Genomic DNA, 8,019 nt, shown 5'->3' on the forward strand with positions numbered 1-8,019 from the left:
GAAAAAGGGGGCGATTCTACCAGTCTCGACCGTGAACGGCAGGCCTTCTTGCCTCTCCGTTCGTTCAACCTTGGTCCGATAGTCAGCTGGCATCCTGCCAGCCCGGTGGTGCCGCTCAGTCGGTCTCGTCCGGCGGCGCGACCGCGCTGACCAGCAGGGCGGCCCGGGCGCCGATCTCGACGGCGGCGTTGGGGAACACCACCCGCAGCGGCGTCTCGCCGACCGTAAAGGCGCCGTCGACCGCATCCTCGGCCAGCCGGGTGCCGGGGGCGAACTCGGTGAAGTTGGGCGTATCGTCGGCGAAGCACAGCCGGAAGTCCTCGGCATGGCGCTTGAGCTCGTGTTCGACGCGGAAGAAGGCCATGTCGGCCGTCGGGCGTTCCGCCGGGGGGCGGTTCTCGACCAGCGCCGCGAGCAGCGTACCCATGGGCGCCAGGGGCGCCAGGTCGTTCTCGCCGAAGGGCAGGGCGCGGCCGAGCTCCAGGGTGAAGGCCGCCGCGCCGTGGTAGTGCTTCGAATAGTGGGAGAAGGTCCAGCTGTGGGTGTGCTGGTGGAGCACCGCCTGGATGTCGGCACCGGCCAGCCAGCGCCACTGCTCGTCGGGCGTGGCGGCCTCGGCGAAGGGGTCCACGGCGAAGCGCGGATACTGGCTGTCGCGGATCGCGGTGTGCAGGTCGTGGTGGATCCGGCGGCGCCCGCTGTGGTGCGTGAAGAAGGCGTCGACCGCGGTCATCAGCGCGCGGGCGCGGTCCGCTTCATGGCCCTCGGCGTCGAGGCCGCGGCGGAACAGCCGGTTGAGATTGGTCTCGACGAAGCGCGTGCCGGCCCGGATCGCCTCGAGGTTGCCCAGGATCACCAGCGTCGGGGCGCCGAGCGTCAGTCGGCCGGCCTCCAGCCGCGCCAGCAGGTCGCCGAGCAGCTCGATAGGGGCGGTCTCGTTGCCGTGGATGCCCGCCGAGATGACCAGCGCCGGGGCCGTGGGCGACGGCGCCGCGGGCAGGAGCTCGAGCAGGCCGGGGCCGAGGATGCGGTAGCGGCCGCCGGGCAGCGTGCCCCCGTTGGCGGCGGGGGCGCCGTCCAGGGTGGTGGAGAGCCACTCAGCCAGCATGTCGACCTCGCGGAATCGGCGGATGGGCGGCGGCCTGTCGGGCCGATGGCACCGTGATGCGGGGCATGGGCAGAATCCTTGTTATATCGTTGTGAAGACGGAGTCTGGCCTTACCTTCCGGTGCCACGACGGCCGCCGCAAGGCCGGCTGTCGATTTGATGAAAAAGCCCGGTGCCTGAGTGAAAAGCCGGCGCCCGGCCATCGGGGCCGGGCGCCGGATGAACGGTGCGCCGCGAGCGCGCGTCGAGAAGCCTGTCGTGGCGGGATCAGGCGCCGCGGGCACCGGTGTAGAGGGTGTAGACGGAACGGCTGGCGGTCATCATCAGCCGGTTGCGGTCCTCGCCGGCGAAGCAGACGTTGGCGCAGACCTCGGGCAGCAGGATGCGGCCGAGGCGTTCGCCCTCGGCGGTGAAGATGCTGACGCCGTCCTTGCCCTCGCCGCCGGAGGTGCCGACCCAGAGGTTGCCGTCCTCGTCCACGGCCATGCCGTCGTAGCCTTCGCCCTGGCCTTCCACCAGGCGCTCGCCGTCCGATGCGCCCTTGCCGTCCTCCGCGAGCGTGAAGCGGAAGATGGCGGCGGGCTGGTCGGGGTAGTGCGAGGGCGCGGTGTCGGTGACGTAGAGCGTGCGCCGGTCCGGGCTCAGGCCGATGCCGTTGGGCTTGTAGGGCGCGGTGGTCAGGCGCAGAGGCTCGTCCAGGCTGTCATCGACGTAGTAGACCGCCGGCTCGATCTCCAGCTCGCGCTTGTGGCCCTCGTAGTCCACGTGGGCGCCGTAGCCGGGATCGGTGAAGATGACGCCGCCGCCGGGCAGGGTGACCAGGTCGTTGGGGGCGTTGAGGCGCTTGCCCTGCCAGCCGTCGGCCAGCACGGTCATGCCGCCGTCCCATTCATAGCGCACCACCCGGGCCGGGGAGTGCTCGCAGGCGATCAGCCGGCCGCGGTCGTCGAAGGCGTTGCCGTTGGAGTGGCCGACCTCGTGGCGCAGCACGCTGACCGTGTCGCTGGCCTCGTCCCAGCGCATCTGGCGAGCGCGGGGAATATCGCTGAACACCGCGTAGCGGCCCACGGCGTTCCAGGCCGGCCCCTCGAGCCACAGCCCGCCGCTCCAGATCCGCTCCAGCGGCGAGTTGAACAGCATGTAGCGCTCGAAGCGCTCGTCGAGCACCTGCCAGCAGTCGTTGGGATAGCGCGCGGGCGGCTCGGCGCGGGCGAACAGCGAGGGCGAGCCCGCCGCGGCGGTCAGGGCGGCGGTCCCGGCCAGGAACTGACGGCGTCCTATCGTCATATGTCACCTCATGTGAAGCACGTTTGTTGTTCGGAGTGCGTCCGTGAGGATGGCCTGAAGCCTATGTATGTGTAACTACGACGAACGTATGTTGTACATTTTGGCGGGGCGCACGATCAGCTCTCGCGGCGCCACGGTGCGCAGGCGGTCTCGCCCTGTTCCACCTCGATCAGCTCGTCCACCGGGAAGTCCAGCGCCTCGGCGCGCTCGACCAGGTCGCGGTAGGTGTCCGGGGCCAGCTCGGGGGTGCGCGAGAGAATCCACAGGTAGTCGCGGTCGGGGCCGGCGACCAGCGCCCAGTCGTAGTCGTCGGCCAGCGCCAGCACGTTGTAGCCGGCATAGAAGGGGCCGAAGAAGCTGACCTTGAGCCGACCCTGGCCGGGTTCGCCGATCGGATAGGCCTTGCCCTCGGCGACGTCCACCTCGCCGGCGTCCAGGTCGACGCCGCGGTTGATCACCCGGATGCCGCCGTCGTCGCGGCGGGCGTAGTCGGCGGTGACGCAGTCCAGGCCCTCCTCGAAGGAGTGATCGAAGCGGGCGATCTCGTACCAGCGGCCCAGATAGCGCTCGGCGTCGAAGCCGTCGACCGGCTGGGTGCCCTGGGGGATGCCGGTGCAGGCGGCGAGCCCGAGCGGCAGCAGGGCGGCGCCGAGCAGCGCCCGGCCGCGGTCGGGCAGTGAATAGCGCGGGAAACGTCGGGTGGCGGTGGGCATCCTGGCCTCCTTGGGGGGGTCCGATTCCCTGCCAGCATAGGGCCGGCGCGGCGGCGTGTCAGCCGCCGCGCCGCCCTGTTCAGCCCTGATTCAGCCCTGATTCAGCCCTGGTTCTGGCCCGATTCAGGCGTCGGCGGCGATGCGCTCGGCGATGGCGCGGCCCAGGCCCTCGGTGGTGCCGTGGCCCTTGAGATCCGGCGTCAGGGTCCCGGCGTCGCCCGCGGCGAGCACCGCCTCGATGGCGGCGAGGATGGCCGCGCCGGCCTCCGGGTGGCCCAGGTGCTCGAGCATCATGGCGCCGGACCAGATCTGGCCGATGGGGTTGGCGATGCCGCGTCCGGCGATGTCCGGGGCGCTGCCGTGGACCGGCTCGAACAGGCTCGGGAAAGTGCCCTCGGGGTTGATGTTGGCCGAGGGGGCGACGCCGATGGTGCCGGTGCAGGCCGGGCCCAGGTCGGAGAGGATGTCGCCGAACAGGTTGCTGGCCACCACCACGTCGAACCAGTCCGGGTGCAGCACGAAGTTGGCGGTGAGGATGTCGATGTGGAACTGGTCGACCTCGACCTCCGGGTAGCGCTCGCCCATGGCGGCCACGCGTGTGTCCCACCAGGGCATGGTGATGGCGATGCCGTTGGACTTGGTGGCCGAGGTCAGCTTCTTCCGTGGGCGGGTCTGGGCCAGGTCGAAGGCGTACTTCAGCACCCGGTCGACGCCGGTGCGGGTCATCACCGTCTCCTGGATCACCACCTCGCGCTCGGTGCCCTCGAACATGGTGCCGCCGACGCTGGAGTACTCGCCCTCGGTGTTCTCGCGCACCACGTAGAAGTCGATGTCACCCGGCTTGCGCCCGGCCAGCGGGCTCTGGATGCCCGGCAGCAGGCGGCACGGCCGCAGATTGACGTACTGGTCGAACTCGCGGCGGAACTTGAGCAGCGAGCCCCACAGCGAGACGTGGTCCGGCACCGTCTCGGGCCAGCCGATGGCGCCGTAGTAGAGGGCGTCGAAGCCGACCAGGGTCGAGTGCCAGTCGTCGGGCAGCATCTGGCCGTGCTCGAGGTAGTAGTCGCAGCTGGCGAAGTCGAAGGCCTCGAAGGTCAGGTCGAGGTCGAAGCGGCGGGCGGCGGCCGCGAGGGCGCGCAGGCCCTCCGGCATGACTTCCTTGCCGATGCCGTCACCGGCGAGCACGGCGATGCGCTGGGTCATGGGAACTCCTGTCGGGGAATGAGCGTTCCCCCAGTCTAGCGGCGGACAGGGCGGAGATAATCGGGGTAACATTCAAGCCATTATTGAGTTCAGGTGGAGAATACGGTGACGCCCCTCGACGATCTGGCCTTCTTCCAGTGCCTGGCCCGGGCCGGCAGCCTGACCGCCACCGCTCGCGAGCTCGGACTGTCGCTGTCGGCGGTGAGCAAGCGCCTGCAGCGGCTCGAGGCGCGCCTGGGCGTGTCGCTGGCGGCGCGCACCACCCGGCGCCTCACGCTGACCGCCGAGGGCGAGCGCTATCTGGCCCGCGGCGCGGCCATCCTCGACGACCTGACCGAGCTCGAGGAGACCCTCGGCGATCATCGCGCCGAGCTCTCCGGGCCGCTGCGCATCAACGCCACCTTCGGCTTCGGGCGCCGCCACGTGGCGCCGTTGCTGTCGGCCTTCCGCGCCCGGCACCCGCGCCTCGAGGCGAGCCTGGAGCTGACCAACTTCCCGCTCGGCCTGGCCGACCAGGGCATCGACATCGGCATCCGGGTCGGCGAGCCGCCGGACTCGCGGCTGGTGGCCCGGCGCATCCTGGCCAACCGGCGGGTGCTGTGTGCGGCGCCGCGCTACGTGGCGACGATGCCGCCGCTCAACGAGCCCGCCGACCTGGCGCAGCACGCCTGCCTGGTGCTGCGCGAGATCGCCAGCGACTACGCGGTGTGGCGCTTCGAGCGCCGCGAGGCGCCGAACGAGGAGCGGGCGGTGAAGGTCACCGGCCCCATGGCCAGCAACGACGGCGAGGTGATCCGCGGCCTGGCCCGGGACGGCCATGGCATCGCCCTGCGCTCCTGGTGGGACGTGCACCAGGATCTGGTGGCGGGGCGGCTGGTCGAACTGCTGCCCGGCTGGCAGGGCGTGCGCGCCGACTTTCATGCCGTGTATGATCGGCGCCGCCACGTCCCGCTGCGGATTCGCGCCTTCATCGCCTATCTTGAGCAGGAGATGCCGGGACGCGTCCCGGCTCGGGAGGGGCTTTTGGAAACCCGGCAAGGAGTGTCGCCACCGTGAATGTGTTGATGTTCACCAACACCTATCTGCCCATCGTCGGCGGCGTCAGCGAGTCCGTGCAGCGGCTCAAGCGCCAGCTCCAGGCCACCGGCCACAAGGTGCTGGTGGTGGCCCCGCGCCTGGAGGGACAGCCGGACTTCGAGGCCGACGTGGTACGGGTGGCGGCGGTCCAGCACTTCAACGGCAGCGACTTCTCCCTGCCGGTGCCGATTCCCGGTCAGCTGTATGACGCCATCGAGGCCTTCGAGCCGGATCTGGTGCACACCCATCACCCCTTCCTGCTCGGCGACACCGCGGCCCGGGCCGCCGAGACCTACGGCCTGCCGCTGGTGTTCACCCACCACACCCTCTACGAGCACTACACCCACTACGTGCCGGGCGACTCGCCGCGCATGCAGCGCTTCGCCGTGGCGCTGGCGACCCAGTACACCTGGCTGTGCGACGCCGTGATCGCGCCCAGCGAGAGCATCCGCGACCTGCTGCTGGCGCGCGACGGCAATCCCGAGATCCGCGTGGTGCCGAGCGGCGTGGACACGGCGCGCTTCACCGACGGCAACGGCGCCGGCTGCCGGGAAGCGCAGGGCATTCCCGAGGGCGCTTACGTGATCGGCCATCTGGGACGGCTGGCCCACGAGAAGAACCTGGTGTTCCTGGCCGAGGCCGTGTGCCGGGCGCTGGATGCCCGGCCGGAGGCCCACTTCCTGGTGGTCGGCGACGGCGACGCCGCCGAGGGCATGGCCATGGTCGCCGAGGAATGGGGCGTGGACGAGCGCGTCCACTTCACCGGCCGCCTGCAGGGCCAGGCGCTGATCGATGCCTATCACGCCATGGACGTCTTCGCTTTCGCCTCCCACAGCGAGACCCAGGGCATGGTGGTGGCAGAGGCCATGGCCGCGGGCCTGCCGGTGGTGGCGGTCGAAGCGCCGGGCGTGGTGGAGGTGGTGGCGGACGAAGAGAACGGGCGGCTGCTGGCCGAGGATGACGCCGAAGCCATGGCGGCGGCCCTCGACGAGCTCGGTGACCCGGCGCGGCGCCTGCCGCTGCATCACGGTGCCCAGGCCACCGCCGCGGACTACGACGAGCGCCTGTGCGCCGAGCGCTGCCTGGCCGTCTACCGGCGGGCGATCGCCAGCGGCGGGCCCTTCACCCACGCCGACGACGGCGGCTGGGACCGCGTGCGCGGCCGGCTGGGCGCGGAATGGCAGATGCTGCGCTATCGCGGGCGGATCCTGCGCCACCTGGTGCAGGAGGAGTGGGAGCAGGAACGGCCCTCCTGGTGGCCCGGCAACCGCTCCGACGAGCCCGAACTGCCCTCGAAATGAGCTGACCTCCAAGTGAATTGCCTTCCAGACCGGCGGCCTCGACTCGGGCCGCCCGGCCCAGGCCTCAGCGCCGCCGGCGGCGTTCGGCCCAGCGCTTGAGCCCGTAGAGCAGGGCCACGCCCAGCACCAGCCCGCCGAGGGCCATGACCACGTCCTTGCGGCTGTCGGCGGCGGCCAGCTCGCCGAGCTGGCTGCCGAGCAGCGTCACGCCGGCGAGCCCCGGCAGGATGCCCAGGGTCGAGCCGATCATGTAGTCGCGAAAGCGCAGGTGAAAGGCCCCGGCCATCATGTTGGTCAGGGTGAAGGGCGCCAGCGGCAGCAGGTTCACCAGCGTCATGGTGCGGATACCGCGCCCCGAGAGGTAGCGCGACAGGCCCTTAAGGCGCTGGCCGCCGTGGCGCAGCAGGGCGTCGCGGCCGAGCTTGCGGCCCACCCACCAGGTCAGAACCGAGGCGGCGAGGGTGCCGGCCAGCGCGTAGCCGAAGCCCCACCAGGGGCCGAACAGCAGCCCGGTCAGCGCCACCAGCAGGCTCAGCGGGAACATCACCAGCGAGGCGCCGGCGTAGACCGCCATCACCACCAGCACCGCCCAGGGCGCGTCGCGCCAGGCCACCGAGCCCTTGGCCAGCGCCATCAGGCTGTCGACGGTAAGCAGGTCCTGCATGGCCAGCCACTGCCACAGCAGGCCCAGGACGACGAGAAGGGTGAGGGTCAGGGCGACGACGCCGAGGGATCGGGACATGGGGCACGGGATTCCTGGTCAGCTCAGGCCACAGCATACGGCAGTGACGCCATGGCCCAAAGCCTCGCGCCGCTCCGGTCCGGCAAGCCTCGATCATGAGACCACACGCGTTCGTCCGTGGTCGTGCTTGCGGCGTGATCGCTCGAGCTGCCCGTCGGCATGCCGGCATCTCGCTATGGCAGGGGCTTCACGATGCCCATATCGACGGCTCGTTCACGGGGCGGCGCGGTGTCCTCTGTCGATGCCTTTCGCCACGCCAAGGGCCTGAGCGGGGTCGAGAGCGTCTGAGAGGGGCCGAGAGGGGCTGAGAAAGACGGGCAAGATCTTGCCCGCTGGGCAACTTCTTGCTCGATCTGGGCAAGATCTTGCCTAAACGTATTTAGTCTGGCGCGGCGTGATTTTTATAACACGCTGATTTGCATGATATATGTCCATCCTGGCCCAGGAAATGCTCCTTTAAGACGTCCATCGGACACCGTCATTCATCGTCAAGGAGCAGACACATGCCTACCCCGTGTTATATCAGCATCGAAGGCCAGACCCAGGGCAACATCACCGCCGGTGCCTTCACCCCCGAGTCCGTCGGCAA

The 8,019-nt window shown here is 70.2% G+C and carries 7 protein-coding genes and 1 pseudogene; 3 read left to right on the forward strand and 5 right to left on the reverse strand.

Going from position 1 to position 8,019, the window contains the following annotated elements; genetic code table 11:
- Positions 1–115: 115 nt before the first annotated feature.
- The 4 genes from CVH10_RS08095 to CVH10_RS08110 all read right to left on the reverse strand — a co-directional run bounded on the left by CVH10_RS08095 (position 116) and on the right by CVH10_RS08110 (position 4,310).
- Positions 116–1,108 (reverse strand): succinylglutamate desuccinylase, encoded by a 993-nt coding sequence (locus CVH10_RS08095; protein ID WP_035593696.1) that lies wholly within the window; start codon positions 1,106–1,108, stop codon positions 116–118.
- 266 nt (positions 1,109–1,374) lie between these two features.
- Positions 1,375–2,394 (reverse strand): SMP-30/gluconolactonase/LRE family protein, encoded by a 1,020-nt coding sequence (locus tag CVH10_RS08100; protein WP_106488318.1) that lies wholly within the window; start codon positions 2,392–2,394, stop codon positions 1,375–1,377.
- A 116-nt stretch (positions 2,395–2,510) separates the two neighbouring features.
- Positions 2,511–3,107, reverse strand: a complete 597-nt coding sequence (locus CVH10_RS08105; protein WP_106488319.1) for a lipocalin family protein — start codon at positions 3,105–3,107, stop codon at positions 2,511–2,513.
- A 123-nt stretch (positions 3,108–3,230) separates the two neighbouring features.
- Positions 3,231–4,310: a tartrate dehydrogenase gene (locus tag CVH10_RS08110; RefSeq protein WP_035593692.1), complete on the reverse strand. Its 1,080-nt coding sequence runs from the start codon at positions 4,308–4,310 to the stop codon at positions 3,231–3,233.
- A 105-nt stretch (positions 4,311–4,415) separates the two neighbouring features.
- Here CVH10_RS08110 and CVH10_RS08115 point away from each other — a divergent pair, with 105 nt between their 5' ends.
- On the forward strand, positions 4,416–5,366 hold the full coding sequence (locus tag CVH10_RS08115; protein ID WP_035593999.1) for a LysR family transcriptional regulator: 951 nt from the start codon (positions 4,416–4,418) through the stop codon (positions 5,364–5,366).
- Entirely contained in the window at positions 5,363–6,688 is a 1,326-nt protein-coding gene (locus tag CVH10_RS08120; protein WP_035593690.1) for a glycosyltransferase, read from the forward strand. The genes CVH10_RS08115 and CVH10_RS08120 overlap by 4 nt, the downstream gene beginning before the upstream one ends.
- A 64-nt stretch (positions 6,689–6,752) precedes the next feature.
- Here CVH10_RS08120 and CVH10_RS08125 read toward each other — a convergent pair whose 3' ends face one another.
- The gene (locus CVH10_RS08125) at positions 6,753–7,430 is read right to left on the reverse strand and encodes a TVP38/TMEM64 family protein (protein ID WP_035593688.1); all 678 of its coding nucleotides are present in this window, start codon (positions 7,428–7,430) and stop codon (positions 6,753–6,755) included.
- 503 nt (positions 7,431–7,933) lie between these two features.
- Here CVH10_RS08125 and CVH10_RS08130 point away from each other — a divergent pair.
- Positions 7,934–8,019: pseudogene (locus tag CVH10_RS08130) on the forward strand (type VI secretion system tube protein Hcp); the annotation flags it as partial.

Source organism: Halomonas sp. ND22Bw (genome assembly GCF_003011945.1).
Classification (GTDB): domain Bacteria; phylum Pseudomonadota; class Gammaproteobacteria; order Pseudomonadales; family Halomonadaceae; genus Halomonas; species Halomonas halophila.